21 protein-coding genes and 1 tRNA gene are annotated in these 26,028 nt (G+C 59.1%); 5 read left to right on the top strand and 17 right to left on the bottom strand.

Features of this window, described 5'->3' with window-relative positions; genetic code table 11:
• Nucleotides 1-2: 2 nt before the first annotated feature.
• The 5 genes from SHIM_RS17405 to SHIM_RS17385 all read right to left on the bottom strand — a co-directional run bounded on the left by SHIM_RS17405 (nucleotide 3) and on the right by SHIM_RS17385 (nucleotide 5,109).
• Nucleotides 3-779: a sulfotransferase gene (locus SHIM_RS17405; RefSeq protein ID WP_054003926.1), complete on the bottom strand. Its 777-nt coding sequence runs from the start codon at nucleotides 777-779 to the stop codon at nucleotides 3-5.
• Entirely contained in the window at nucleotides 776-1,768 is a 993-nt protein-coding gene (locus SHIM_RS17400; protein WP_054003925.1) for a GHMP family kinase ATP-binding protein, read from the bottom strand. Before SHIM_RS17400 ends, SHIM_RS17405 begins: the two co-directional genes overlap by 4 nt.
• Nucleotides 1,768-3,102, bottom strand: coding sequence for an HAD-IIIA family hydrolase (locus SHIM_RS17395; RefSeq protein ID WP_054003924.1), 1,335 nt, complete (start codon nucleotides 3,100-3,102; stop codon nucleotides 1,768-1,770). Before SHIM_RS17395 ends, SHIM_RS17400 begins: the two co-directional genes overlap by 1 nt.
• Before the next feature lie 24 nt (nucleotides 3,103-3,126).
• Nucleotides 3,127-3,744: a D-sedoheptulose-7-phosphate isomerase gene (locus SHIM_RS17390; RefSeq protein ID WP_054003923.1), complete on the bottom strand. Its 618-nt coding sequence runs from the start codon at nucleotides 3,742-3,744 to the stop codon at nucleotides 3,127-3,129.
• A 324-nt stretch (nucleotides 3,745-4,068) separates the two neighbouring features.
• Complete coding sequence (locus tag SHIM_RS17385) at nucleotides 4,069-5,109, bottom strand: AbrB family transcriptional regulator (RefSeq protein WP_054003922.1); 1,041 nt, start codon at nucleotides 5,107-5,109, stop codon at nucleotides 4,069-4,071.
• A gap of 34 nt (nucleotides 5,110-5,143) precedes the next feature.
• Between SHIM_RS17385 and SHIM_RS17380 the strand changes: the two genes are divergently transcribed.
• The gene (locus SHIM_RS17380) at nucleotides 5,144-5,581 is read left to right on the top strand and encodes a GntR family transcriptional regulator (protein ID WP_241488915.1); all 438 of its coding nucleotides are present in this window, start codon (nucleotides 5,144-5,146) and stop codon (nucleotides 5,579-5,581) included.
• Nucleotides 5,582-5,713: 132 nt separating this feature from the next.
• Here SHIM_RS17380 and SHIM_RS17375 read toward each other — a convergent pair.
• The 9 genes from SHIM_RS17375 to SHIM_RS17335 all read right to left on the bottom strand — a co-directional run bounded on the left by SHIM_RS17375 (nucleotide 5,714) and on the right by SHIM_RS17335 (nucleotide 17,885).
• Nucleotides 5,714-5,790 (bottom strand) — tRNA-Arg (locus SHIM_RS17375).
• A gap of 87 nt (nucleotides 5,791-5,877) precedes the next feature.
• A complete protein-coding gene (locus tag SHIM_RS17370; protein ID WP_054003920.1) occupies nucleotides 5,878-6,360 on the bottom strand; it encodes an RNA pyrophosphohydrolase in 483 nt (160 codons plus the stop codon).
• A 766-nt stretch (nucleotides 6,361-7,126) separates the two neighbouring features.
• The gene (locus tag SHIM_RS17365) at nucleotides 7,127-8,461 is read right to left on the bottom strand and encodes a S41 family peptidase (RefSeq protein WP_054003919.1); all 1,335 of its coding nucleotides are present in this window, start codon (nucleotides 8,459-8,461) and stop codon (nucleotides 7,127-7,129) included.
• A 3-nt stretch (nucleotides 8,462-8,464) separates the two neighbouring features.
• Nucleotides 8,465-9,613 (bottom strand): murein hydrolase activator EnvC family protein, encoded by a 1,149-nt coding sequence (locus tag SHIM_RS17360; RefSeq protein WP_193749952.1) that lies wholly within the window; start codon nucleotides 9,611-9,613, stop codon nucleotides 8,465-8,467.
• A complete protein-coding gene (gpmI, locus tag SHIM_RS17355) occupies nucleotides 9,610-11,130 on the bottom strand; it encodes a 2,3-bisphosphoglycerate-independent phosphoglycerate mutase (RefSeq protein WP_054003918.1) in 1,521 nt (506 codons plus the stop codon). Before gpmI ends, SHIM_RS17360 begins: the two co-directional genes overlap by 4 nt.
• A gap of 86 nt (nucleotides 11,131-11,216) precedes the next feature.
• The gene (locus SHIM_RS17350; protein WP_054003917.1) at nucleotides 11,217-13,259 is read right to left on the bottom strand and encodes a hypothetical protein; all 2,043 of its coding nucleotides are present in this window, start codon (nucleotides 13,257-13,259) and stop codon (nucleotides 11,217-11,219) included.
• On the bottom strand, nucleotides 13,256-16,012 hold the full coding sequence (locus tag SHIM_RS17345) for a DUF4159 domain-containing protein (RefSeq protein WP_054003916.1): 2,757 nt from the start codon (nucleotides 16,010-16,012) through the stop codon (nucleotides 13,256-13,258). Before SHIM_RS17345 ends, SHIM_RS17350 begins: the two co-directional genes overlap by 4 nt.
• A complete protein-coding gene (locus tag SHIM_RS17340) occupies nucleotides 16,009-16,881 on the bottom strand; it encodes a DUF58 domain-containing protein (RefSeq protein ID WP_054003915.1) in 873 nt (290 codons plus the stop codon). The genes SHIM_RS17345 and SHIM_RS17340 overlap by 4 nt, the downstream gene beginning before the upstream one ends.
• Nucleotides 16,878-17,885: an AAA family ATPase gene (locus SHIM_RS17335; protein WP_054003914.1), complete on the bottom strand. Its 1,008-nt coding sequence runs from the start codon at nucleotides 17,883-17,885 to the stop codon at nucleotides 16,878-16,880. The genes SHIM_RS17340 and SHIM_RS17335 overlap by 4 nt, the downstream gene beginning before the upstream one ends.
• Nucleotides 17,886-17,953: 68 nt before the next feature.
• Between SHIM_RS17335 and SHIM_RS17330 the strand changes: the two genes are divergently transcribed.
• Complete coding sequence (locus SHIM_RS17330) at nucleotides 17,954-18,538, top strand: DUF1285 domain-containing protein (protein WP_082358458.1); 585 nt, start codon at nucleotides 17,954-17,956, stop codon at nucleotides 18,536-18,538.
• On the opposite strand, the gene SHIM_RS17325 is transcribed toward SHIM_RS17330, so the two are convergent.
• Nucleotides 18,535-19,062: a hypothetical protein gene (locus SHIM_RS17325; RefSeq protein ID WP_054003913.1), complete on the bottom strand. Its 528-nt coding sequence runs from the start codon at nucleotides 19,060-19,062 to the stop codon at nucleotides 18,535-18,537. The genes SHIM_RS17330 and SHIM_RS17325 overlap by 4 nt on opposite strands.
• Nucleotides 19,063-19,247: 185 nt before the next feature.
• Between SHIM_RS17325 and SHIM_RS17320 the strand changes: the two genes are divergently transcribed.
• Nucleotides 19,248-20,015 (top strand): hydroxypyruvate isomerase family protein, encoded by a 768-nt coding sequence (locus tag SHIM_RS17320; protein ID WP_054003912.1) that lies wholly within the window; start codon nucleotides 19,248-19,250, stop codon nucleotides 20,013-20,015.
• 4 nt (nucleotides 20,016-20,019) lie between these two features.
• On the opposite strand, the gene polA is transcribed toward SHIM_RS17320, so the two are convergent.
• Nucleotides 20,020-22,815 (bottom strand): DNA polymerase I, encoded by a 2,796-nt coding sequence (gene polA / locus SHIM_RS17315; RefSeq protein ID WP_054003989.1) that lies wholly within the window; start codon nucleotides 22,813-22,815, stop codon nucleotides 20,020-20,022.
• A 285-nt stretch (nucleotides 22,816-23,100) separates the two neighbouring features.
• Here polA and SHIM_RS17310 point away from each other — a divergent pair, with 285 nt between their 5' ends.
• Together SHIM_RS17310 and SHIM_RS17305 are read left to right on the top strand one after the other, a co-directional pair.
• Nucleotides 23,101-24,156: a saccharopine dehydrogenase gene (locus tag SHIM_RS17310; RefSeq protein WP_054003911.1), complete on the top strand. Its 1,056-nt coding sequence runs from the start codon at nucleotides 23,101-23,103 to the stop codon at nucleotides 24,154-24,156.
• Between the two features lie 13 nt (nucleotides 24,157-24,169).
• Nucleotides 24,170-25,312 (top strand): saccharopine dehydrogenase family protein, encoded by a 1,143-nt coding sequence (locus tag SHIM_RS17305; protein WP_054003910.1) that lies wholly within the window; start codon nucleotides 24,170-24,172, stop codon nucleotides 25,310-25,312.
• Between the two features lie 56 nt (nucleotides 25,313-25,368).
• Here the strand turns inward: SHIM_RS17305 and SHIM_RS17300 are convergent, their stop codons facing one another.
• A complete protein-coding gene (locus tag SHIM_RS17300) occupies nucleotides 25,369-25,962 on the bottom strand; it encodes an NAD(P)H-dependent oxidoreductase (protein WP_054003909.1) in 594 nt (197 codons plus the stop codon).
• Nucleotides 25,963-26,028 lie beyond the last annotated feature (66 nt).

Raw genomic sequence — 26,028 nt, 5'->3', positions numbered from 1 at the left:
GGTTATTGCAGCGAAATGTGGGTGTCCAGACGGGCCCACAGTTTATCGGCGGTTTCTTTTACGGCCGGATCAAGCGGCAGATCGTCAATTTCCTTGCCCTGAAAGACCTCGGATCTAAACGTCTTGCTGAGCGGAATTGGGTCCAGATCCACCCCAAACGCGTCGTTCATTTCCGCAATGATCGAGATTTCCTTGGGCATTTTGTCAATCCGCACAACCATTCTGTCGGCGTCGCGGGTTTCCAGAAAAGCCAAAAGGTTGGCCATGTAGACACACCAATTGGCGCAGACTCCGTTATAATCCAGCGGATACTGGGCAACACTTTGATCAAGCCCCAGTTGTTGGCGGGAATAGATATCCAGCACATGCCGTCGCACGACGGAATCCACGCAAGTGGTATAGTGGCGCAGACACACAAGGTACTTCGGGTCCGGCAGCAGCGAATGCCAGAAATCCAACAGGATACAGGTACGGGGGTCTTTAAAGCCCCACAGTTCGTGCTGCGCGTTGCGGCGCGACACCAGTTCCATCGCAGCTTGCCGTATCTCGGGGCGGATCACCGGCGCCAAATCATGGGACATGTCCCATCGCGCAAGGTTTGTGCTCAGAATGGCCTCGTTAACTTGGAAAAAATCCTTGTCCTCAAAGTGGCCAAACGGGTTGGAAGGCTTGGCGCCCAGCAACGTGTCACCAAGGAACAGGCCCGCGGCCTGACAGTTCTGAGACAGAGCCGAGGTGCCGCTGCGGTGATACCCCAAGATGACTATTTGTGAGCTCATGCTACGTCCAAAGCGTCCTGATCGTTATAGATCACCGTTGTGCCGGCCATATCCATTTTTACTGTATCGACTTTTTCACCGGCCAGAGCTTCACGCACCGCATCACGGTTACCCGGCGCGTGTAGCAAAAGGAAGCCGGCGCCGCCAGCCCCCAGCAGTTTCCCGCCGCGCGCGCCAGCCGCCAAAGCGCGGTCATAAAGCGCATCAATCTCGGCGTTGGACACGTGCGGAGACAAGCGTTTTTTGCGCTCCCAACCATCGCGCAGGTATTCGCCCAGAACATCAGGATCGGTTGCAATAACCTTGGTCAGATCACGCGCCTGCTGCGCCATTTCCTGCAGGTTCGCATTCAGCTGTTCAGAGCTTGTGACATGTTTTTGCTGCTCGGTGAGCATTTTGGAGGCAGACCGGCTGCCGCCACAATAAACCATCAACAGGCTGTCCTGCACCCGCGATCCGGCTTTGTCATCCAACAATACGGGCGATGCCGTGACCTTGCCATCGGTTGCAAATTCAATCTTTTTCAGACCCGGAAGCGCGCAACCATATTGGTCCTGTTTGCCAATGGGTTCGCCCAAACGATTGATTTCCACGTCGCAGGCCGCTTCGGCAATGTCGAGTTGCGAGCGGGTGCGACCGGTGTAAGCGTCACACAACCGCAGCAAGCCACAGGTGAACGCAGACGACGAGGCCAAGCCGGTGCCAGACGGAATATCGGCGGCGCTGGCGAAATCCACACCGTTGATATCGTACATGCCAAACACCTCGCGGATGATCGGGTGCTGGATCTCGTCGATGGATTTCACGGTCTCGGTGCGGGAGTATTTGATGTCGGACTGACGGTCGTGAAAGCCCTTGTGCAAGGACAGATAGGAGTATTTCTGGAAGGCCATCGACAAGACACATCCACCGTATTTCTCAAAGAAATATGGAAGGTCGGTCCCACCGCCGACAAAGCTGATCCGAAATGGCGTGCGTACGACAATCATTAACCCATGTCCTCTTTAATCCACTCCCACGCCGCAGCGAGGTCAATTGCCACATGCTTGGCAGGATGAGCAACGCGCGCATCCTTTGGTAAGTCCTTCTCTCCATTGCGGTGCACCAGAACAGGTATTGCACCCGCTGCCTCGGCGGCCACAAGGTCACTCAGGCGATCACCGACCATATACGACCGCGAAAGATCAATATTGTAGCGCTGCGCCGCATTTATCAGCATCCCAGGCGCGGGCTTGCGACATGTGCAGACCCGCTTAAGCGCGGCCACTTCTCCGTCAAATCCGGTCTCTGGATGGTGTGGGCAAAACAGCAAGTCATCCAAAAATGCATGATCCTCGACCAATTGGCGATCCATCTCCGCGTGTACGGCGTCGAGGTCTTCAAACCCAAAGAACCCTTTGGCCAGATCCGGCTGGTTGGTGATCCCGATCGTCAAAAAAGGTGATTGGTTGATGCTGGCAATCGTGCTTCCGACCGCAGGCAGTACCTGCAAATCATCCGGCTTGTGAACACCGTTGATTTCACGGTTGATGACACCGTCACGATCCAAAAAGACCGCCCGTTGCGGATTGCGCATGGACCGCGCCGCCACGCTGCCGCTAAGGATGTGGCGCTGTGCTTTTTGAAGGCGCGCAGGCGTGCCAATGTCCTTCATGTATTCCGCTGACCGGTAAGCATAAAGTTCGTAGCCATCCTCGACAGCCTTTGGAAACACGTCCCGCCCCCAGTCAAACAGCTCTTCGCCTTCGGGGATGGCCTCAAAAATTTCCGGCTTTAGGTAATACAGCCCGGCATTGACCAGATTGCGGGTGCGCAGGTCTTCGGCATGCGGCTTGTTAAGGAAGGCCGCGATGCGCGGGCTGTCAGGATCGGTCACCACCAAATCACTGTCGTGGGGATGATCGTTAGGATGCACAACCAGCGTGCCATGACCGCCATTTTCGCGCGCCTGGTCGACAAACCGCGCAATATCCACATCGCAGACCACATCGCCGTAAAGCAGCACAAATTCATTGCCCAACATCGGAAGCGCAGCACGGGTGGCTCGCGCTGTGCCCAACGGCTCTGCTTCGACGCTATAGCTGATCTGCACGCCCCACTCGGACCCATCGCCAAAATGGGCCTCAATGACGTTGCTTTGATATCCGGTCAGGAAAACAAGATTGGTGAACCCCTGTTCGCGCAATTGAACAACGTGGTGTTCAAGCAACGGCGTGCCAAGCACTTCGACCATTGGCTTTGGAATTCCTTCCAGACCAAGGCGCGTGCCTTTACCGCCGAGCAATAGCGCTACGGCGATAGGGTGTTTCTCAGTTGTGTGCATTGACCGTGGCCCCCAAGCCCCGATTTAGTCCCGCCCGTCCCGAGCGTTGGAAATTTGTTGTACCATCACGTGCAGTAGCGCTGAATGCGCATCTTCGACAACGCCATAGTTATCAAAGGGCACATGCAGTGAAATGTCACTGTCGGTATTAAGGCCACCGCCACTGAACCCGGACAGGCCAATCGTGGTCGCACCAATATCCTTGGCGGCCCTTATCGCTTGCACGATGTTTTGCGAGGTCCCCGAGGACGACACCGCCAGCAAAACATCCTGTGGCTTCATGCGGGCTTTCACTTGAAAGGCAAACACGCCCTCAAAGCCAAAATCGTTTGCCACGGCGGTGTAAAGCGCGACGTTTTCCGTCATCGAAACAGTCAGAACCGTTGGGTGGTCTTCGTGGTATGTGCCTTTGACAAAGTCGCACACCAAGTGATCACAGATAGCGGCAGACCCGCCGTTGCCAGCCAGATACAAAGTGCCGCCATTCTCGGCGCACGTCTGGATCGCCGCGATCGCCGACGCAAGCGCGTCACCGTCCACTGCGCGCAATCCGTTGCTCAGGGATTCGGCATAGTCCTTTAGATAATCTTGTGGGGAGGAGCCGCCAAAAACGATATTACGAAAACGGGGGTCAATCGACATTTCAGTCACCTAAACATCTGGTACAGAAGCTCACTTGAGCGAACTCATAACCAATCAAAAATAAAAATCAAAACCATACTCAGGCGACACCTTAGCAGAAACCTCCAAGCTTTGCATGCAGTTACGAAAACTAAAAAATTGGCTTTCTGTTCCGAACGGAGGCTTTGCCGCGAGAGGCAAAAACGCACATTAAACAACGGTTCGAGAGGGGCTCGCGGGCGTTTTTGAGGCTGAATTTCCGTCGCATTTTGCCGGTAAAACATGCTGGCATCCACCTCTGCGACAACACGCCGCACACCTATCCCAAAAGCGCGGAAAACCGGATCAACCGTCAGGCGGCTTTTTGCCCAGCAACCGCGCCACTATCGGCGCCCCCAAAATGACCACCACAATGCGCGTCAAATGGTGCGCTATGACAAATCCTAAATCCGCTCCGACAATAATCGACAAGATCGTCATCTCGGCTTGCCCGCCAGGGGCAAATGCCAGAAACGCCTCCATCGGCGGGGCCAATCCCAACAGCGTCACGGCCTCAGCAAACCCTGCAGCCAAAGCGGCCAGCACCACCATGAACGCCAGCCCCGCCGCAACGATCTGGCGCAATTCACGCAGCGTGACCCCGACATAATGCACGCCAATCCCGATCCCGATGAAAAACTGCGCCGTTAGGATCGCTTCTGCAGGCGGGCGCGAATGCAACAAACCTGCCATCGTCAGCGCTGCAGACACAATCATTGGCCCCAGAATGGACGCGCCGAAAAGCCCGATTTTCTCGCCACCCTTCCAGCCCACCAAAGCCGCGACAACCATCAGACCCATTTCGCCCAACGGTATCTCTGATGCAGGCTGGCCAATCGGATTACTCAGACTTGCGCCGTAAAACCCCGTCAGAATCGCCGGCGCCAGTGTTACGATCACCAGAACGCGGGTTGCATGTATCAATGACAAGACCCGCGCGCTGCCACCGGCCTCTTGTCCGAACAAAATCATGTCCTGCAACCCGCCTGGCATCGCTGCGTAATACGATGTCACAGGGTCGAATTTTCCAACACGCCGGAAAAACGGCACTCCGATTGCAGCAATCAACACCACATAAACCGGAATCAACGCAAGCGAGCCTGCCATCTGCGGCAACGTCGCCACCACTTCCGGAGTCAACGATGTGCCGACGGCAACGCCAAGGATTGTGCGTGCCGCGACAGACACCTGCCCAAACCCCGATAGATTGTGACCCGACAACGCCAGCAAAAGGCAGGCACTCATCGGCCCGAACAGAAACGGCAGCGGCAGTCCAAGTACCCAAAAAAGGCCAGCGCCCATGGCCCCGGCGGTAAACGTTTTGGATCTCAAGAATGTGTTGGTCATGGCAAACGACTCATTTTCGCGCGGCCTGACGTCATTGCATCCTCTTGTATACGTTAGGATACAAAGAAGCAATGCGGCCCGAGACATGCAAGATGACACGCCCCCGACCGACGGCCTGCACGGAACCGCCGCTTACGCCGCGGTTCTGTCCGAGATCCGCGACGGCGTGCTGTCCCCTGGGGATCGCCTTCGGGAAACCGAACCCGCCGCCCGTCTTGGCATCAGCCGCACCCCCGTGCGCGAAGCTATCCGGCAACTGAAGGCCGACGGTCTCGTCACCCATGTGCAGCGCCAAGGCGCAAGCGTGCGCCGGCTCAGCTATGCCGAAGTGATGGAACTCTACGAGATGCGCGCAGTGCTCGAAGGCTCGGCACCTAGAGGCGCGCCGCCCAGACCGTTCCCATTTCCCCCGATCAATCAAAATCGCCCCTACGAGCCTTCGCAAGTATTCGCGAAAGCCCACAATCGTTGAGGTTGCTCGCACCTGAGCAAGTTACTGAAAATTATTAATTAAATCAGACTGTCGCAGGAAAAACCCCTAATTTTTCTCACACTATTGGTTGCTTTTGCGCAAACTTCTGGTTGTTTTGGCAATAGGTGTTTTTGGCGACCCCGGCAGGATTCGAACCTGCAACCTGCCCCTTAGGAGGGGGCTGCTCTATCCAGTTGAGCCACGGGGCCGTTGCGCTAGGTTCTACCTTCACTGAGGCGTCTTGTCATGGACCTTTTCTGTGCCCGACAAGTCTAAGACACAGGCGCCGTGTCGCGTTACAAAAGGTTTGAGAACTTTGCCAAAACTTGCTCATAAACCGCGCGTTTGAACGGTACGATATTGGCAACGAGGTCCCCTACGGCCAGCCACCGCCATTCTGAGAATTCGGGGTGTTGAACCGCGATGTTCACCTGTTCATCACTGCCATGAAACCGCATCAGGAACCACTTTTGCTCCTGACCGCGATAGCGCCCTTTCCAGATTCGTGGCACGATGTCATGCGGCAAATCGTAGGCGACCCAACCCGCGCTTTCGGCCTCGACCGTTACCAGATCCGGCGACACGCCGGTCTCTTCTTCCAGTTCGCGCAGCGCGGCGTCACGAGGGGTTTCGCCCTTGTCGATGCCACCTTGGGGCATCTGCCAAGCAGCCACTTCGCTGTCCAACCGTTGCCCGACAAACACGTGGCCATCTGCGTTCACAAGCATGACGCCGACGTTGCGGCGGTACGGCAGCTTGGCAATGTCTTCGGGCGTCATGACAGATCTCCTTGTGGCATACCCGTGTCCTAGCCAATCAAGGGGCTGGACGCAATTGACCGCATTGGATTTGTGGGGCCATGCCAAGCCGCCGATTGTACATTTACGTCGCTCCAGTGCATCGCTACACCCGATTCATGCGTTCACGGTCAGGGCCAGTCAGACTCCTGGGCACAACTGTGCCGAATTCCGAGCTTTGCCCAAAGCCGGGATGGTCCAGCGACACGAGAACCCGCCGCGCAGCATTGAAGCGAGGTGGCCAGTGGATAGCGGCCCTGATAGCGGTCAGAAAAATGGACTGGTACTAAACTGTGCACTGCCTTTATCCAACGATCAAACGCGCCTGACTCAGCCGTTTCTCTGGCGGTTACCGCCAACTCACGAATATCGAATCCATAGCTGGCGATAGTCTGGCCATGGCTTCCGGAAAATTCCACCTTAGGCTGAATTCAGGCAAATACGGGCTTTCATTCCGGAACTCCCAAACACACGGCTCTGGGCCGTTCGCTACGCCGCGGAGCCAATGAGTTGGATGGCGGCGATGCGCAGCTGTCTGTCACTCGGAAAATTTCTCCGTGAGACACAAACCCGAGGTGGCAATCTCTCCACTTCTGCTAAATGTGCACCCCACGAACGGATATGGGGCTCTGCCCCTGCGCCAGCAAGCAGGCGCCACCCCGAGGTATTTTGGGAACAAAAAGCCCAGCAGGCCAATATAGAAAGGGCGCCCGAAAAGGACGCCCTTTTGGCTGGGTTTGGCTTGGGGTTACTCTTTTGAACCCAATGCCGACAGACCTTTGAGGATATCCAGTGCATACGCCAACTGGTAATCCTCTTCCCGCAGTTTCGCGGCGTCTTCGGCTTTGGCGCGGTCTTCTTCGATCTGGCGCACCTCGTCGTCGGTCAGGCTGTCGTTGTTCAAGCTGCCGCGCAGGTCCGCTTCGCCATTAAAGCGGCGGCTGGTTTCTTCTTCCTCCTCGGAGGCGGCCTTGCGGCGCGGCTGTTCTACGACGATGTCCGGGCTCACGCCCAGCGCCTGAATAGAACGGCCCGACGGCGTGTAATACCGCGCTGTGGTCAGACGCATCGCGCCTTCGCCCCGCAACGGCATCACAGTTTGAACAGACCCTTTGCCAAAGCTCTTGGTGCCCACAACGATCGCGCGGCGGTGATCCTGTAGCGCACCGGCAACAATTTCGGAGGCTGAGGCCGACCCGCCATTGATCAGAACAACAATCGGTTTGCCCGCCGCCAGATCGCCCGGTTCGGCGTTGTAACGCTCGCCATCCTGCGGATTGCGGCCACGGGTCGACACGATCTCACCTTTTTCAAGGAAGCTGTCGGACACTTTGATCGCTTGGGTCAGCAAACCACCCGGGTTGTTGCGCAGATCCAGAACGATGCCGTTCACATTGTCCATGCCGCCCAGTTCTTCGACTTGTTTGGCAAAACCGGTCTCAAGGTTTGGCGTGGTCTGGTCGTTGAATGTGGTGACCCGCAGAACCACGCTGTCGCCGACAGTGCGGGTGCGCACAGCGGTCAGTTTGATGGTGTCACGCACGATGGTCACGTCAAACGGTTCGGTTTCGCCTTCACGCACCACAGTGATCACAATTTCGCTGCCAACAGGGCCGCGCATCATTTCTACCGCCTGATCGAGGTTCAGACCCAGAACGCTTTCGCCATCCACATGGGTGATGAAATCGCCCGCTTCGATGCCTGCGGCATCCGCAGGGGTGTCATCAATCGGGGAGACAACTTTGACAAAGCCCTCTTCTTGGGTGACCTCAATGCCAAGCCCGCCAAATTCTCCGCGCGTCTGGACGCGCATATCTTCGGCATCATCAGGCGACAAATAAGAACTGTGCGGGTCAAGCGACGTCAACATGCCGTTGATGGCTGCTTCGATCAGATCACCTTCGTCGACGTCTTCGACATATTGCACGCGAATGCGTTCAAAAATATCGCCGAACAGATCCAACTGTTGATACACGTTGGCTTTACGATCATTTTCTTGCGCCAGCAGGGGGCCTGCCACCTGTGTCGTGACCAGCAGACCGGCAACAATGCCACCCGCGGCCGCAGCGACAAACTTCTTCATGTGCTATCCATCCTTATTGGTTTTGAACCACGTTTCCGGGTCCACGGGCGATTTGCCCTCTCTTACCTCTATATAGAGCGTTTCTGTGCGGTCCTGACCAGTGCCTTCACTCGACTGTGACAGGATGGCACCCACTTCTGGATCATTTCCGCCCATCAAACCGACCGGAGTGCCCTCTGGCACCACTTCTCCGACCCGGCCATAGACCTGCGCCAGCCCTGAAAAGACAAAAAGGAAGCCCGGCTGCGGCTCCAGAATCATCACGTTTCCATAATCCAACAGCGGACCACGATATCGGATCGTCGCCGCCGCCGGCGCCGTCACCAGCGCGTTGGGCCGCGTCGCCAGCACCAATCCCGGGCGTTTGATGCCGGCGGCATCTGCCTCTCCGGCGCGGCGCAGCACGCGTGCCTCAACCGGCAGCGCCAGAGCACCTTTGCGCCCCGTGATGTCCGGCAGGTCAATTTCGGCCATGCCTTCGACCTGCAAATCTACCAAGGCGCTGGCGAAGCCTTCCAGTGTTTCGGTCGACGCAATCAACAACGCGGTTTGCACCGGATTTTCGGTAAACCGCAGTGGCAGGTCCGTGCGATCTGCCATGGCTTTGGACAATTCCTGACGTGCCGCTTGTGCGCCGGCCAACCCACCCTGAAGCGTTTCCGCCGCGCCTTCTTGCAAGCTGCGCAGAATGGTCACTTCTTCGAGATCGCGCCGCACCGCCGCCGCTCTGGTTTCAAGCGCCGGGGTTACGTCGGCCAAAATCATGCCCGCGCGGGCCGTGCCCACCGGCCCATCAGGATGCAACAACATCACCGGCGACGTGCCCTGCCCCATGGTCTGCAATACACCCAATAGACGGGCGATATCGACCTCTTGTGCCTTCAACTGTTTGCTGAGCTGCGCCTCGCGGATGGCGGCCCGTCGCAGCCCTGCACGCAGCGCAGTCAATCCGGCTTCATAAGCGTGGACCACCGTGGTCAGCGACGTCACGCGGTCCCGACTGCCTTTGGCTTTGGACAACGCCACCGATGCCGCTTCCAATTGTTCTGCTGCCAAACGTGCCGAACCGGCCGGATCGGTCTCGGTCCGACCCGGAGCGGCCGCAAGCACGGTCAAAACCGCCAGCGTAAGCAAAAGCGCAGGGCATCTCATCGTGTGATCAGGCTCTCTCCGGTCATTTCCTCGGGCAACTCCAGCCCCATCAATTCCAACAACGTCGGCGCAAGATCGGCCAGACGCCCTTCGCGCAACGACGCGCCCTCAGGTCCATTCACCAAAACCACCGGCACAGGGTTTAACGTATGTGCTGTGTGTGGCCCACCTGTGACGGGATCCACCATGGTTTCACAATTGCCATGATCCGCAGTCACGATCATCGCGCCACCCGCCACCTCAAGCGCCGCGCGCACCTTGCCAAGACCTTCGTCCACTGCGGCACAGGCCGCCATCGCGGCCTCAAGGCTGCCGGTGTGCCCCACCATATCGGGATTGGCGTAGTTGGTGACAATCAGCTCATAGCCATGCGCGATCGCCGCCACAAATTGCTCTGTGACTTCGGCACAAGACATCTCGGGCTGCAAATCATACGTCGCCACTTTGGGCGATTTCGGCATAAAACGATCTTCGCCCTGCAATGGCGTTTCTTCGCCCCCGTTCAGGAAAAACGTCACATGCGGGTATTTCTCGGTTTCCGCCAATCGGAACTGGGTTTTGCCAGCTTTGGCGACCCACTCACCCAGCGTGTTGGCGATTTCCTGTTTCGGATAGACCGTGGTCATATTACCGTTGTGCGCCTCGGAATAGTTCACCATGCCCAACACCGCCGCCCACTGTGGACGCCCTGAAACGTCAAAGGCGTCAAAGTCCGGCTGGGCCAGCGCCGCCAGAATTTCACGCGCCCGATCCGCGCGGAAGTTCAGGCAGAAAAACCCGTCGCCATCTTTGGCCCCGGCATAGTCGCCAATCACCGTGGCCGGAATGAACTCGTCGCTTTGACCCTGCGCATAGGCGGCGTCAACAGCCTCCTTGGCGCTGGTTGCCACCAGCCCTTTGGCGCCAACCCAGGCATCAAACGCCGTGCTGACACGCTCCCAACGATTGTCGCGATCCATTGCGAAATACCGCCCAGTGACGGTTGCAACCGTGGCTCCGTCAGGCAGCGCGGCCATCAAGGTCTCGACAAAGCCCAGCGCCGAACTTGGCGCCACATCGCGCCCGTCGGTGATCGCGTGCAGCGCAACGGGTACACCAGCGTCCGTCACAGCTTTGATGGCTGCCAGAACATGGCTCAGATGGCCGTGCACGCCGCCGTCCGAAATCACGCCCATCAAATGCGCAGTGCCGCCGGTGTCTTTCAATGTCGCAATGAAATCCTGCAATGCGGCGTTGTCGAAAAACGATCCATCCTCGATCGCCAGATCAATCTGACCCAAGTCCATCGCCACCACGCGGCCTGCGCCGATATTGGTGTGGCCCACCTCGGAATTGCCCATTTGCCCGCTTGGCAGACCCACGTCCGGCCCATGCGTGATCAACGTCGCATTCGGACAGTCCGCCATCATCGCGTCAAAGTTTGGTGTGGCGGCCAGAAACGGCGCATTGGCAGCGGTGTCGTCAGAGACACCCCACCCGTCCAGAATGCACAAAACAACGGGTTTGGGCGATGTCATAGGGGGCTCCGATTACTGCTTTGCGACGTTCTACCGCGTGCATGCCGCAGGGGGAACTGGTTTTTGGATCAAAGCCGACACGCAGCTTACCGCCGTCCTTCCCGTAGCCAGCCGGCCACAATGAACAACGACGCCAACAACAGCACTGCCCAAGCAGGCAACAAAGGCGTGCGCGCCACATCCAAGGTCTCAAACGCGCCGCGTGGCGTGATCCCGATCCATCCGCGCCCCATCGCTGGTCGTCCAGCCCGCACATCGCGCACCGCAGGCACGCCATCCACCAAAGCCCAATCGCCGCCGTTGGTGGCCTCCATCATGGGCGCCAGCATGGCCGCGCTGGACAGCGTTTCTTCAAACTCACGCGGCGCGGCGGGCCCAAGCCCGATCACAGAGCTCTCATCGCCGTTCACAAGTCGATAAAGCCCGATGTCGGCGCCGTCATAAACCGCCTCAAAACGCCCCGGTGTTGTCTCCTCCAGCGGCAGCGACACGATCTCACCCGCAGGCGTGGTGATCTGCACATCCCCCACGTCCTCTTGCAAAGACCGTCGCACAATCCGCATCCGCTGTCCGGTGGCCTCAGCCCACAGCGCCTCTTCCTCCAGCTCCGGCTCACCCATCATCCAATGCGCCAGCCGCCGCAACATCTCAAGCTGCGGCCCGCCACCATCATAGCCCCGCGCCCACAGCCAGGCGTGATCAGACGCCAACAGCGCCACGCGTCCTTCCCCAACACGATTGAGCATCAACAGCGGGCTGTCCTCCGCTCCGGTCATCAAAACATCGCCCGCTTCCGGCGCCACTTCGACCTGTCGCAACCACGCCCCCCAATTGCCCGCATTCGGCAGGCCCGCAGTCACCGGATGCCGTTCGCCGACGTCAGAAACTGTCGGTACAAACCGCTGATCCATCACCCGCGCGGTCGGGCTTCCCGGCAACACCTGCGACAGAGGGGAGCGATAGATACTGTCGGCACTGGCATAATCCGGCCCAGCGGCCACCAAGACGGCCCCGCCCTTGCGCACATAATCCGCCACGTTTTCCAGATAGAGCGACGGCAAAATACCGCGCCGTTGATAGCGGTCAAAAATGATCAGATCGAAATCATCGATCTTCTCCATAAACAATTCGCGCGTCGGAAAGGCGATCAACGACAACTCTGCCACCGGCACGCCGTCCTGCTTTTCCGGCGGGCGCAAAATGGTGAAATGCACCAGATCAACCGAGGCGTCCGATTTCAGAAGATTGCGCCACGTCCGCGCGCCTTGGTGTGGCTCACCCGACACCAGCAGCACCCGCAACCTGTCGCGCACGCCGTTAATCTGCACCAGCGCCGCGTTGTTGCGATCCGTCAGCTCGCCTTCTTCAAACGGCACCGAAAACTGGATCACGTTGCGCCCACCGTGTGGCAAGGTTACCGGCAGCTCAATATCGCGCCCCAAAGGCACCATGAATTCCTGCGGCGCTTCGCCGTCAATCGAGATGTAAAGCGGCGCGCGGGCCACGCCGGTTGGCGCCGCGCCGCTGTCTTCAACCCGCAAAGTCAACGTCACAGGCTCGCCCAGAATGGCAAAGGCAGGCGCGTTTTTGACGCTCAACCGCCGGTCCCAATCGCTGTCCCGTCCTGTGTGCAGCAAATGAAACGGCGCAGGCAGGTCTGGCGCCAGATCCATGTCATGCACCACGCCATCGCTCAGTGCGACCACGCCTGCAACGCGGCCCCGAGGTTCCTGTGCAAGGGCTTCGTTCAGCGCCGCCATCATCTCGGTTCCGGCGTCATTCAGGCCATCGCCCACATCCACGCGCCGCACTTCGGTGTTGTTGCGCGCTCCCAACCGCGCGGCCATCGCGGTGGCCGCCGCTTCGGTCCGCTCAGTCCGATCATCCAGCCTCTGACTGGCGCTTTGGTCCACCAACATCAGGACAATATCACTCAGCGGCGCGCGATTTTCGGTTTGCAACAAAGGCCCCGCCAAAGCCGCCAAAATCACCAGCCCCGCCAAGGCGCGAAACGCCCAGCCCGTCAAACCGCGCCACAGCGCAATCGACACCGCGATCCCGCTCAAGGCCGCCAATGCGACCAACAACCAGAGCGGCACAATCGGATCAAACAACAGGTTTCCGGTCATTGGCCCAACCGATCCAGCAACGCAGGCACATGCACCTGATCGCTTTTGTAATTGCCCGTCAGCACGTGCATCACAAGGTTCACACCAAACCGGTAGGCCAGCTCGCGTTGCCGCTCTCCGGCGCGGCCTCGCCCAATCGGATATACTGTGTTGCCGCGCGCATCCCGCGCCCAAGCCGCCGCCCAGTCGTTGCCGCCAATCACCACCGGCGTCACGCCATCGTTAAGGTTGCGAAACGGCATACCTTCGATCAGCACCGCATCCGGCGGCGCGGCCTCAACCCAGACCTCATCGCTCCCGTATCGACCCGGAAAATCCTGCAACAGGTAAAACGTACGCGTCAGAACGTGGTCTGACGGCAACGGATCGAGTGGCGGAATATCCAACCCCGTCGCAAGGCTTTGCAGCTTGCGCCCGTTCGGACTGCTGGCACCGAACCCTGCAACATCACCATCGCGCGTATCAAACAAGATCATCCCGCCCGAGCGCAAATATTCGTTCAACTTGGCATAGGCCTCGCGGCTTGGCGTGGGTTGATCCGGCGTAATAGGCCAGTAAAGAAAGGGATAGAACGCCAGCTCATCGCGTTCCAGATCCACCGACGCTGGCGGCCCGGGCTCCACCGATGTGCGGAAGTTGAGCACATTGCCCAACCCGCGCATTCCAGCAAAGGCCACGTCATCCACCTGTTTGTCGCCGGTCACAATGTGGGCCAGCGTGACCTCTTGTGCGTGGTCCACCAAGACATCCGCCGATTGCGCCAACGCGTCGGAACCGCCGCTGACAGCAATCATCGTCGCGACAGCAACCGATGCGACCCGCGCACCCCAAAGTCGGCCAGACACGGCCAATGACGCCAACACATCCACCGCTAAAAGGATCAGAGCCGCCGCCAAAAAGTACCCGGACAAATCGGTTGTCACCGCGCCGCGCAGCCCCTCAACCGGCACATCCGCAGGCCAACGCACCGGCGCCAACGTATCCTCGTCGCGCACAACATTCAGCGCCATCAACCGATCTCCGTCACGATACAAACCGGGGCGCAACTCCGCGCTCAGCGGCTGTTCCAGCATCGCTTCACCCGCCACACCCGGCAAGGTCTGGCCATCCTCCAGCCGTCCAAATCCATCCAGCACTTTCACCGGTTGCCAAGTTGTGCCCGCCAAACGCTCTTCTGCATCCGCGCTTGTGGCGCTCAACACCGCCAACCGGTCCAGCATTTGCACAAACAGCCCGGACAACGGCAGCCCCGACCACTGGGCATTGGCAGTGACATGCACCAGAACCACTTGTCCCTGACCCACAGCTTTGCGCGTCACCAGTGGCGTGCCATCGCTTAGCGCGGCGATCACCCGATCCGCCAAGGTTGGATCCGGCTGTGCCATGACCTGCGCCGTGACTGTGACTTCATCCGGCACGGAAAGTCCGTAAAACGGGCTGTCCACATCAAACGGCGCCAGCGACTTGGGTTCCCCCCAACTCATCGCGCCGCCAATGCTGCGCCCACCCGCGCGCAACCGCACCGGCATCAACGGGTCTTCCTCGGACCGGCTGACCTCGCTCGCCGCCAGTTTTGGTCCGGCAAACCGCAACAGCAAACCGCCCTGATCCAGCCAGTCCAGCATCGCCGCTGTCTCGCCCTCAGACAAAACCGCCACATCCGCCAGCACGACCACATCGGGATTGGCCGGCAGAATATCCGTCAACGCGCCTTCCAACACATCGGCCGTCGGCTCCAAAGCCTGCCGTAGATAATGCAGCGGCGACAAAAGCTGCAGACCTTCGCGATCCTCACGCCCTGCAATCAAAGCCACCTCGCGGCGGCGCAGGCTGTCGTCACTCAAACTCACCGCGCCGGCCGAACGCAGCCCCGCAATCTCAAACCGTGTCACCCGTGCCCGCAGTTCACTTGGCAGCGACAGCGCGACCTCGGCCTCCGCATCTCCTGCCTCAAACGTTAAAGGCAACGCCGCCAACACCCGCTCGGTGCCCGCCGGATCAAGCCCAATGGCCTGCACAGTGATCTCGCGTTGCAACGCCGCCTGCGTGCGCTTGGCGGTCAGGATGACTTTGCCATCCTCATATCGTGGCGGTGCCAGCGCCAAAGCCCCACGCCCGGTCTGCACCACACGCACATCGCCACGCGCCTGCAAGGCCTCCAAGACGTCGTCGCGTCCTTCGCGATCCAATCCATCGGACAGCCAAATGGTGTCAAACGCCTGATCGCCAAGCGAGTCTGCAAATCCTGTGTGGGTCTCCACATCTGCCGCCCAAGGCGCTGGCAGAACGCCCGCCATGCGCGCCTTCCAAACGTCGGCTTGCGCAAACCGCAATTCCTCCGGCGCGCTCAACCGCTGCAAAGCCACCACGCGTCCGTCGCGCGCCGCTTCATCCAGCAACGCGTCCACCATCGCGCGCCGCGCATCCCAATCGCTTGCCGAAGCCCAGCTGCCATCCATCAGGACCAACAACGGCCCGCGCCCCTCTTCGCGATCCTGCGGGTTTAGCAAGGGGCCAGCCAATCCGATGATCACAGCCGCCAGCGCCAACATGCGCAGCACCAACAGCCACCACGGCGTGCGATCCGTCACGGTGTCGTCGTCGCTCAGCCCCAATAACAGCACAACGCCAGGAAACCGGCGCTTCACCGGCGCAGGCGGAATGGCCCGCAAAATCAGCCACAGGATCGGCAAAACCACCAATGCCGCCAACAAAATCGGCGTTGTGAACCCTATGGCGAGACCAAACATCATCCACGGTTCTCCAACGCCCGATGCAACCACAACAACGCCGCCTGCGCACTGTCACCGGTGTGATGCGTGCCATATTGCCAACCCGTCACCCGACACAGATGGCGCAAAGCCTCCCGCCGCTCCGCCAACCGGTCAATATAACGCTGCCGCAAATCGTCAGCCTTCTTGGTTTCATGGGCCAACGTGCCACCCATGCTTTCAAATATGGCCCGCCCCCGATACGGGAAATCTTCCTCAGCCGGATCAAGCACCTGATAACAAACGCCGCGCACCCCGCGATCCGCAGCCTTGGTCAGCGCTTCGGAAAACGCGTCAAAGTCGCCCATGAAATCGGACACAAACAACGCCCGCGCGTGGGGCAACATGGCCTTGGTTTCCGGCGTGCCGTAATCGCCGTCCTCATCACGCATAAACATCTCAGTCAGGCGCAGAATCTGCCCCTCACCACGTCGTGGCGGCAAAAGTGTGCCCGTCAGGCCAACCCGTTCGCCGCTGCGGATCAGCAAAATCGCCACCGCCAGCGCCAGAACACGCGCGCGGTCTCGTTTGGTGACACCATCTTTGACGCTGGCAAACCGCATCGAGGGTGCCGCATCCACCCAAAGCATCACCGACTGCGCCACTTGCCATTCGCGTTGGCGCACAAATTGCGCGTCCGATTTGGCTGACCGCCGCCAGTCAATCATTCGCAAACTGTCGCCGGGTTGCACGGGTCGGTATTGCCAGAAATCGTCGCCCAGCCCCGACCGCCGTCGCCCGTGCTCGCCCAACAAAACCGTGCCGGCCAAATGCTCCGCCTGCGCCAACAGGGGCGGCAGGCGTGCTGCCTCCGCCTCAGCTTTGCTGCGCAGATGGGCGTTTTGGCTCACGCGGCAGCTCCTACGCTGTCAAACCGACGCACTGTTTCTTCGATCAAACCGGCCAACGACTCGCCGCGCGCCCGCGCCGCAAACGTCAGCGCCATCCGGTGGCTCAGCACCGGACCCGCCATGTCGACAACGTCCTGTGCATTGGGTGCCAAACGTCCATGCAACAAGGCTTGCGCCCGCACGGTCATCATCAAGGCCTGCGCCGCACGCGGCCCTGGCCCCCAGCTCACATGATCGCGCACCGCTTCGCTGGCGCTCGGATCATCGGGTCGGCAGGCCCGCACCAGATCAAGGATCAATTCCATCACACTCTCGCCCACCGGCATCCGGCGCAGCAATGTCTGCGCCGCGATCAATTCCTCGCCAGTGAACACCTGATGCGCCTCGTCTTCCTGCACACCCGTGGTTGCCAAAAGAATGTCGCGCTCGGTGTCGCGGTCAGGATACGGCACGTCGATCTGCACCAGAAACCGGTCCAACTGCGCCTCAGGCAGCGGATAGGTGCCTTCCTGCTCAATCGGGTTCTGCGTCGCAAGCACATGAAATGGCGCATCCAGCGGTCGATCTTCGCCGGCCACGGTCACCTGCTTCTCCTGCATCGCCTGCAAAAGCGCGGATTGTGTGCGCGGGCTGGCGCGGTTGATCTCATCCGCCATCAAGAGTTGGCAAAAAATCGGCCCCGGGACGAATCGAAATTCGCGCGTGCCGCCTTTGCCTTTCTCCAAAACCTCGGAACCAAGAATATCGGCGGGCATCAGGTCCGGCGTGAATTGTACGCGGTTGCCGTTCAAGCCCATAACGGTGGACAACGTGTCCACCAAAAGCGTCTTGCCAAGCCCCGGAAGACCAATAAGCAAAGCGTGTCCGCCGCACAAAAGGGACGACAGCGTCAAGTCGACAACCCTCTCCTGCCCGACAAATCGCCGTGTAATCGCCGCCTTGGCGGCCGCCAGTTTTTCACCCAGCGCTTCGATTTCCACGACCAGATCGGCGTCTTCACTCATGACATTTCTCCTGACAGGTCTATATGCTTACAGTGACCTTAGCCCGCGCAGATGAAATGGCAAAAACAATGAGCGCACAATTTCCCGTGAAACCCTCGGTAAATGATCTTGCCGCCACCGCAACCGCGGCGGTGAAACAGCGTGGCCCGGCGCCGGTGCACCTGTGGAACCCACCGTTTTGCGGCAATATCGACATGCGAATTGCCCGCGACGGCACCTGGTTTCACGAAGGCGGCCCGATCAGCCGCCCCGCCATGGTCAAACTCTTCAGCTCGATTTTGCGCAAGGACGGCGACGCCTATTTTTTGGTCACGCCCGTCGAGAAAGTTGGCATCATCGTCGAAGATGCCCCCTTTGTGGCGCAGGATTTCACTGTCGCGGGCAGTGGCGCAGACCAAACCCTGACCTTTGAAACCCACATTGGTGAAACCGCCACTGCAGGGCCGGACAATCCGATCCGCGTGGGCATCAACGGCGAAGACCCCGCGCCTTATGTCACGATCCGCGCCAATCTTGAGGCCAAGATTGATCGCAAAACTTTTTATCGAATGGTTGAGCTTGGCGAAGAACAGCTCATAGACGGCACAGACTGGTTCGGCGTGCGCTCAGGCGGCGTCTTCTTCCCGATGATCCCGGCTTCAGACCTCGCTTAATCGTCTGCAACCAGCCGTAAGTAATTCTCATCGGTAAAGCGCAGCGCAGCGCCATCGCTCAGGTCAAACAGCGAGCGATCCACCTTGGTCAATGCGCCAAGATAGACGTGAATGCCACAACATGGCTCCTGACTGGCGCAGCCTACGGCGTGAATGGCGCTTGGCCCAATCTGGAAAACATCGCCTGCGCCCAGCCTGACTTCGCTGCTTTTCTGCAAACCGCCGCCTGTGCCACGTTCATAAAAATCGTTGCGCTCCGCGCCGCGATACACCGCAATCGTCGCGAGCATCTTGTGATCATGCGGCGGCACCGTCTTGCCCGGTTGAAACCGGCAATGCCAGATCGACACGGTCTCGTCCTCAAACAGGATCACGTCATCCTCTTCATACGTCGGAAGGGCGTCGCCAAACGCCACAGGATCCGCCACGGCCTCCTCCAGAAGCGCCTTGATATCCGCCCGCGCTGTCTCGGATTTCGCCACCCCTCGCAACCGCGCCACCAATTCGTTCACCCTGTCCGTCATTGCCGCTCTCCTGTCCTCACCCCTATCCAAAATCTTGCAGCCTTTTGCATCTCCCACAAGAGCGGCCGCATTTCCCGCAGCTCAGGTGTGGAATTAACAAATTTTCACAATAACTGAATGCAAGCGCACTCGACCTTTGACAGGTCGGATTTTCCCGAGCTATGAAATACTTAGGAGATTAACAAGTGCCCAATTTTGCCGCCAATCTGACGCTCCTTTTTAAAGAGCTGCCGGAGTTAGACCGTTTTGACGCCGCCAGGGCCGCCGGATTTGGCGCCGTGGAGGTGCTCTTTCCCTACGACTTGCCCGCCCCGCATGTTCAGTCCGCTCTGTCGCGCAATGCATTGTCGCTCGAATTGATCAACTGCCCACCGCCCAACTACACCGGTGGCCCACGCGGCTTTGCCGCCGTACCCGAATGCCAAGATCGGTTCCGGCACGATTTCAAACGCGCGCTGCGCTACGCAGAAACGCTCGGAGCCCGGCTTTTACACATCATGGCAGGCCCGGCCACCGGTCCGGAAGCGCGCCGCACATTCGTTGAAAACCTGCTCTGGGCCAGCGATGTTGCTCAAAAACAGAAACTGACCATTGAGCCGATCAACGACGTCGACATGCCGGGGTATTTCCTCAACGATTTTGACCTCGCGGCCGACATCCTAGACGAAGTCGCCGCCCCCAACCTCGCCCTGCAATTCGACACCTATCACGCATACAAAATCCACGGTGATGTGGCCGCGTGCTGGGCCAAACACGGCCACCGCGTTGGACACATCCAAATCGGCGGCATCCCGGACCGCCACGAACCCGCTGGTGGCCCGTTCGATTTTCCGGCGTTCTTCAAGATGCTGGACGACACCGGCTACGACGGTGCCGTCAGCGCAGAGTATGTCCCCTCAGGTCGCACAACCGAAAGCGGCCTCGGATGGTTGACCCTACGCTCGGTAACCTAGGCGCTTAATGCGCCTCGGCCCAATTCGCACCCTGTCCCGCATCCACAATCAACGGCACGTCCAGCTTTACGGCCGGCTCGGCTGCGCCCTGCATTATGTCGCGCGCCACAGCGATGGTCTCATCAACCGCGGCATCCTCAACCTCAAAGATCAATTCATCATGCACCTGTAGCAGCATCTTGGCCGGCAGGTCCTTGATCGCATCAGGCATCCGCACCATCGCGCGGCGGATGATATCGGCCGCCGTGCCTTGGATCGGCGCGTTGATCGCCGCTCGATACGCAAAACTCGCACGCGGCCCCTTGGCGTTGATCTCCGGCGTGTGGATTTTGCGACCAAACAGCGTCTGCACATAGCCGTGCTCTTTGGCAAAGGCCTTGGTGTCGTCCATATAGGTCCGAATGCCGGGGAAGCGCTCAAAATAGCGGTTGATGAAATCTTGCGCGTCTCCGCGCGGAATGCGCAAATTGCGCGCCAGTCCAAAGCCTGAAATGCCGTAAATCACTCCAAAGTTGATCGCCTTCGCGCGGCTTCGCACGTCGCTGGTCATCTCATCCATCGGCACGCCAAACACCTCGGATGCGGTCATGGCGTGGATATCCTGTCCCTCACGGAACGCCGCCTTCAAGGCATCAATTTCCGCGACATGCGCCAAAATTCGCAACTCAACCTGTGAATAGTCAAGCGAGATCAGCGTCTTGCCCTCATCCGCCACAAAGGCCTCGCGAATGCGCCGACCCTCTTCAGAGCGCACGGGAATGTTTTGCAAGTTCGGATCAGCCGAGGCCAAACGCCCCGTGTTTGCGCCAGTCTGCACATACGACGTATGCACACGACCCGTGTCCGCGTTGATATGGGTCTGCAACGCGTCAGTATAGGTCGACTTGAGCTTGCTCAGCTGTCGCCAATCCAGCACCAGCCCGGGCAAGCTGTGTTCGGTCGCCAGATCCTCAAGTACATCAACCCCCGTGGCGTAGGCCCCGGTTTTGCCTTTCTTGCCGCCCGGCAACGCCATCTCGTCAAACAGGATCTCGCCAAGCTGTTTTGGACTGCCAACGTTGAACGACCGTCCGGCGGCCTCGTGAATCTCCGCTTCCAATCCGGCCATCTTCTGCGCAAACGCGTTGGACATCCGGCTCAGCGTATCACGGTCCACCTTGATGCCATGCCGCTCCATCTGCGCCAATACCGGCACCAAAGGCCGTTCCAGCGTTTCATAGACCGTTGTCACCTGTTTTTGGTGCAGCTTTGGCCTGAACATCTTCCACAAACGCAATGTGACATCCGCATCTTCGGCGGCATATTTCACGGCATCTTCGATTGGCACCTTGTCAAACGTGATCGCACTTTTGCCCGTACCCAAAAGCGTTTTGATCGAGATCGGCTGATGTCCAAGATAACGCTCCGAGAGCGCGTCCATCCCGTGATTGTGCTCACCGGCGTGCAGCGCATAACTCAGCAACATCGTGTCATCCACCGGCGCGACGGCGATGTTATAGTTGGCAAACACCTTGCAGTCATATTTCGCGTTCTGGAAAATCTTCAGAACGGACGCATCCTCAAGCATCGGCTGCAAAGCATCCAGTACCTCTTGCAAAGGCATCTGCCCCGCCTGCAACTCATCCCCTCCAAACAGATCGTCGCTGGCACCTTTTTTGTGGCCCACAGGGATGTAGCACGCCTCGCCCGGCTCCACCGACAAACAAATCCCCGCCAGCTCCGCCACCATCTCGTTCAGCGAATTGGTTTCCGTGTCCACCGCCACATAGCCGCGCTTCATGATCTGCGCGATCCAGCGGTCCAACGCCGCGCGGTCCTGCACCCATTCGTATTTTGCAGCATCAATCGGCACGGATTCTTCTTGTGCAACCACAGATGCTTGCGCCACAGGCTCTGCGATCACTGGCGCGTCAACGCCCAACTTGTCAGCAGCCCGTTTGGCCAAGGTGCGGAATTCCATCTCGGCCAGGAATCCCAACAACGTGTCGGCATCGGCGTCTTGCACCTCAAGATCATCGATTGTGAAATCCAGCTGCATGCCCTCATCCAGCTGCACCAGCTTTTTGGACAATTCGATCTGCGCGCGATTGTCGATCAGCGACTGTCGCCGCTTGGGTTGCTTGATCTCTTCGGCGCGGTCCAGAAGGCTTTCCAGATCGCCGTATTCGTTGATCAACAAAGCGGCGGTCTTGATCCCGATGCCCGGCGCGCCAGGTACGTTGTCGACACTGTCACCCGCAAGCGCTTGCACATCGACAACCCGTTCCGGTCCGACGCCAAATTTCTCATGCACCCCGTCGCGGTCGATACGCTTGTTCTTCATCGCATCCAGCATCTCGACACCGCCGCCAACAAGCTGCATCAGGTCTTTGTCGGAACTGATGATCGTGCAGCGCCCACCGGCCTCACGCGCCTGAACGGCAAGCGTGGCGATGATGTCATCCGCTTCAAAGCCTTCAACCTCTTTGCAGGCAATGTTGAAGGCGCGGGTCGCATCCCGCGTCAACGGGAATTGCGGCACCAGATCCTCCGGCGCGGGTGGACGGTTGGCTTTGTACAGATCATACATCTCGTTGCGAAACGACTTGCCGGAATAGTCAAAGATCACCGCCACATGCGTCGGCGCATCAGGGCCGGCATTGTCTTCGACATAGCGCTGCAACATATTGCAAAACCCTGCGACCGCACCGATGGGCAAACCATCGGATTTGCGCGTCAAAGGCGGCAACGCGTGATACGCCCGAAAGATAAAGGCCGATCCGTCGATCAGATGCAGGTGACATCCTTTACCAAAACTCATGGCGCGCTCCTGTTTTGTTCTGCTTTGCCCTGTTGTGCCACGCCCCCAACCGTGCCGCCACCCGGAAATTGCGGGAAAGGGGCGCCGCCCCTTCGCCACAGCAAGCTGCGGCTACCCCGAGGTATTTGAGGAACAAAAAAGCAAAGGCGGCTCACAGGCTCAGCGCAGCTGAGCCATGCCCAACCGGAGGAGCCTTGTCACAGACAAGTCGACGACGGGCGGGAGACCCTTGCCAAGCATGGGCGGGGCTGATCTATGACTCTGCGAAAATCGAGAGGACTGAGGATGACACATCTTTGGGTGCGTGCCGAGCAGCGGCCAAATGAGGAACGGGTGGGGCTCACCCCCGAAGGCGCCAAGGCGCTTGTAGAAAAAGGCATCCGCGTAACCGTTGAGCAAAGCTCCGTACGTGCGATCGGGCTTGAAGGCTACATCGAAGCAGGCTGCGAAATCGCGGCCGAAAACAGCTGGCCGGACGCGTCGCGCGATGCCATCATATTCGGTCTCAAAGAGCTTCCCGAAGACGGCACCCCCTTGCCGCATCGACACATCATGTTTGGCCACGCCTTCAAGGGTCAGCACTCCGGCGTCGCACTTCTGAAACGCTTTAAGGCGGGCGGCGGTACCCTCTATGATCTTGAATACCTCGTAAACGAAACCGGTCGCCGTGTTGCGGCCTTTGGCTATTGGGCCGGCTATGCCGGCGCGGCCGTCACGCTCAAAAGCTGGGCCGCCCAGCAGCGCAGCGAGATCTGCGGACCTGTGGGTGTGTATGCTGGCAAAGACGCCTTGTTGTCGGACCTGAATGCTGAACTTGATGCGCTGGCAACCAACCGACCCACTGCCATTGTGATCGGCGCAATGGGCCGCGTCGGCACCGGCGCTGCGGACCTGCTAGAGGCGATGGGCTGCAGCGTGACCAAATGGGATATGGCGGAAACAGCAACTGGCGGTCCTTTCCCGCAAATCCTCGCTCATGATCTGTTTCTGAACTGCATCTTCGCGCGCCCCGGCACACCTGTGTTCGTGCCCAAAGCCGCACTCGCGGCGGACCGCGCGCTCACCGCGATTGGCGATGTGGCATGCGATCCCGACAGCGACTACAACCCGGTGCCGGTCTATGACCGCGCCACAACTTGGGACGCGCCTGCTTTGCGCGTCGCGGACTCACCCGTGCTAGACGTCATGGCCATCGACAATCTGCCGTCTATGCTGCCGGTGGAGAGCTCCGAGGATTACGCCGCGCAGCTGCTCGAAACACTTCTGACACTTGATGATCTGTCGGGCGGCGTCTGGACGCGCGCCGAGGCGGATTTCATAACCCATTCCAAAGACCTCTGAGGGGAGAAAAAACATGACCATTCATTGGTGTGGCACCGGCCTGTCGGCCATTCCCGGCCTGCGTCGCCTGCTTGAACAAGGCCGCTCTGTCACTGTCTGGAACCGGACAATCGAGAAAGCCCAAGAGGCCGTCGGCGATCTGGCCTCCGACATTCGCGCCTTTGACATCGACGCCCTGGGCGCGGTGCTTGAGGCCGACGACGTTGTTGTGTCGATGCTGCCAGGTGACTGGCACGTGCCGCTGGCCGAACTTTGCATCACTAAGGGCGCAAACTTTGTCAGCTCGTCCTACATCGCGCCGGAAATGAAGGCGCTGGATGCCAAAGCCAAGGTAGCCGGTGTCGCCTGCGTCAACGAAGTGGGCCTTGATCCCGGCATCGACCACCTGATGGCCCACGCATTGATCGCCGACTATCGCGCCTCCGATGCCTACGCTGGCGACAACACCCTGAGCTTCAAAAGTTATTGCGGCGGCGTGCCCAAAGTGGCCAACCCGTTCCGCTACAAATTCAGCTGGTCGCCTCTGGGTGTGCTCAAGGCCTTGCGCTCGCCGTCCCGCTCGATCCGCGACGGCAAACCGTTGGATGTGAACCGCCCGTGGGGCGCAATCTCCAGCTATCAGGCGCCGCTTGATACGCCGGAAACCTTCGAGGTTTACCCAAACCGCGACAGCATTCCCTTCATGGAAGACTACAAGTTCGACCCAGACTGGACCGTGAAGGAGTTTGTGCGCGGCACGTTGCGTTTGAACGGCTGGACCGAAGCCTGGGGCGACGTATTTCGCGAAATCGAAACCCTGACCGGCCCCGAAGGCGACGCGCGCCTGAAGGAGATGTCGGACCAGTTCTGGACCGAGAATTCTTACGACGAAGGCGAGCCAGACCGCGTGATCCTTTGCGTTGGGCTGAAGGCCGAAAAAGACGGCACCGAAGTCTATCACAAGACCTACGCAATGGACGCATGGGGCGACGAGCGCGGTACCGCGATGGCGCGACTGGTGTCCATTCCTGTGTCGCTGGCAATTGAATCGGTTCTGGACGGCAAAATTGCCCCCGGCGTTCATGCGGCCCCGTCGGAGCCTGCGTTGTTCAATGACTGGCTGGACCACATCGCCACCTTGGCGCAGCATATGCAGATCGTCGATCACACCGCCTGATCACATTCAACGAGAAGGGGCCTGATGCACACGCGTCAGGCCCCTTTCTTTTGCGCTCAGGATGCCTGAGCACCGGCCTTTGCCGCCTGCTTGATCCAGCGATCAACCTGCCCCGCTTTGGGATGGCTGGCGCCGTTGAACTGCGTGACTTTCACCGGCTTGATCCCGACAAACTCCAGAATTTGCTGCCGGATCTGCACAATCATTGCGTTGCGGTAAAACAGCCGGAAAAACCACCCCGGTGTGTCTGACAACAACAGAACCCGCCCTGTGCGTCCCGTCAAAAGCGGCGCAGGCAAGCCCAGCTTTGTTGTGTTGCGCGTGTCAAACGTGCGTCCAGGCAGCAAGGCCCGATCAAACAGACCTTTTAGTTTTGCTGGCAAGCCGCCCCACCACATCGGCGTAGCAACAACCACATGCTCGGACCACTCAATATCAGCCAGCACCGCCTCAAGATCCGGCTCCAAGGGTTTCTGGTTCACATAGCCGCCAAAGCCATAGTCCGGATCAAACTCCAGATCATGCAGGTTCACAACGCGCACATCATGCCCTGATTTGCGCGCCGCATCCGCATAACTTTGCGCCACGCTGCCCGTCAGACTTTCCGCTGCCGGATGCCCGTTCAATACAAAAATACGTTTCCCAGTCATTGCGATTCCCTTCTAAAGTGACCACGGTCAATTTAAATGCACAAAAAAATGACCGCGGTCAATATC

This window comes from Shimia sp. SK013, from assembly GCF_001292625.1.
GTDB lineage: Bacteria > Pseudomonadota > Alphaproteobacteria > Rhodobacterales > Rhodobacteraceae > Shimia.
Note: the sequence above shows the minus strand (reverse complement) of the source record. Positions and strands in the feature narration are given on the sequence as shown.

What these genes read in the sequence shown, in the direction of transcription:
- SHIM_RS17405 (WP_054003926.1), bottom strand. Translation starts at nt 779, where the DNA reads ATGAGCTCACAAATAGTCATCTTGGGGTATCACCGCAGCGGCACCTCG.
- SHIM_RS17400 (WP_054003925.1), bottom strand. Translation starts at nt 1,768, where the DNA reads ATGATTGTCGTACGCACGCCATTTCGGATCAGCTTTGTCGGCGGTGGG.
- SHIM_RS17395 (WP_054003924.1), bottom strand. Translation starts at nt 3,102, where the DNA reads ATGCACACAACTGAGAAACACCCTATCGCCGTAGCGCTATTGCTCGGC.
- SHIM_RS17390 (WP_054003923.1), bottom strand. Translation starts at nt 3,744, where the DNA reads ATGTCGATTGACCCCCGTTTTCGTAATATCGTTTTTGGCGGCTCCTCC.
- SHIM_RS17385 (WP_054003922.1), bottom strand. Translation starts at nt 5,109, where the DNA reads ATGACCAACACATTCTTGAGATCCAAAACGTTTACCGCCGGGGCCATG.
- SHIM_RS17370 (WP_054003920.1), bottom strand. Translation starts at nt 6,360, where the DNA reads ATGACGCCCGAAGACATTGCCAAGCTGCCGTACCGCCGCAACGTCGGC.
- SHIM_RS17365 (WP_054003919.1), bottom strand. Translation starts at nt 8,461, where the DNA reads ATGAAGAAGTTTGTCGCTGCGGCCGCGGGTGGCATTGTTGCCGGTCTG.
- SHIM_RS17360 (WP_193749952.1), bottom strand. Translation starts at nt 9,613, where the DNA reads ATGAGATGCCCTGCGCTTTTGCTTACGCTGGCGGTTTTGACCGTGCTT.
- gpmI (WP_054003918.1), bottom strand. Translation starts at nt 11,130, where the DNA reads ATGACATCGCCCAAACCCGTTGTTTTGTGCATTCTGGACGGGTGGGGT.
- SHIM_RS17350 (WP_054003917.1), bottom strand. Translation starts at nt 13,259, where the DNA reads ATGACCGGAAACCTGTTGTTTGATCCGATTGTGCCGCTCTGGTTGTTG.
- SHIM_RS17345 (WP_054003916.1), bottom strand. Translation starts at nt 16,012, where the DNA reads ATGATGTTTGGTCTCGCCATAGGGTTCACAACGCCGATTTTGTTGGCG.
- SHIM_RS17335 (WP_054003914.1), bottom strand. Translation starts at nt 17,885, where the DNA reads ATGAGTGAAGACGCCGATCTGGTCGTGGAAATCGAAGCGCTGGGTGAA.
- SHIM_RS17330 (WP_082358458.1), top strand. Translation starts at nt 17,954, where the DNA reads ATGAGCGCACAATTTCCCGTGAAACCCTCGGTAAATGATCTTGCCGCC.
- SHIM_RS17325 (WP_054003913.1), bottom strand. Translation starts at nt 19,062, where the DNA reads ATGACGGACAGGGTGAACGAATTGGTGGCGCGGTTGCGAGGGGTGGCG.
- polA (WP_054003989.1), bottom strand. Translation starts at nt 22,815, where the DNA reads ATGAGTTTTGGTAAAGGATGTCACCTGCATCTGATCGACGGATCGGCC.
- SHIM_RS17310 (WP_054003911.1), top strand. Translation starts at nt 23,101, where the DNA reads ATGACACATCTTTGGGTGCGTGCCGAGCAGCGGCCAAATGAGGAACGG.
- SHIM_RS17305 (WP_054003910.1), top strand. Translation starts at nt 24,170, where the DNA reads ATGACCATTCATTGGTGTGGCACCGGCCTGTCGGCCATTCCCGGCCTG.
- SHIM_RS17300 (WP_054003909.1), bottom strand. Translation starts at nt 25,962, where the DNA reads ATGACTGGGAAACGTATTTTTGTATTGAACGGGCATCCGGCAGCGGAA.